Annotated in this window: 1 protein-coding gene; it reads right to left on the bottom strand. The window is 47.9% G+C overall.

Going from position 1 to position 512, the window contains the following annotated elements; all coding sequences use genetic code 11:
- On the bottom strand, positions 1 to 512 hold a 512-nt coding region (locus ACQY6F_RS19105), incomplete at both ends, for a glycosyl hydrolase family 18 protein (protein ID WP_428776712.1).

Raw genomic sequence — 512 nt, 5'->3', positions numbered from 1 at the left:
AAAGCGCTGCTTGATGGCCGAGCTCATTGTTCCACGCGCCTGCATAGTCGTAAACCATAACGTTGATGTAATCCATCGGCACGTGCGCGCGTTCCCAGTTAATTTTACTTAGCTTTTCGACGCCACCGCTAACCGCCGCAGTGAGCTCATAAGTTCGGCCTGTTTCTTGGCTGAGTGTATCCAGAGCCGCGCGTAACGCGATCATCAAATCGGCAAAACCGTCACCATCTTGTGTCGTACCTAAACTGCCGTTGGCACCACCACCACCAGGGAATTCCCAGTCGATATCGATGCCGTCAAAGATTGGGTAGTCTCTCAAATATTGAATCATTGAGTTTACAAAAGTACTTCTTGCTGATGGATTGATCCCAATTTCATAAAGCGGATCAGAGAGCGTCCAACCACCCACAGAAGGAATGATTTTTACATCAGGATTGGCTAATTTCATTCGATGAAGTTGTCCAAAAATACCAGCGATGCCTTTGCCATCTTGATCGCCTGGGTAGAGCTTT

Source organism: Vibrio sp. (assembly GCF_050299255.1).
GTDB lineage: Bacteria > Pseudomonadota > Gammaproteobacteria > Enterobacterales > Vibrionaceae > Vibrio.
The sequence above is the reverse complement of the archived record's forward strand: the minus strand, read 5'-3'. Positions and strand labels throughout refer to the sequence as shown.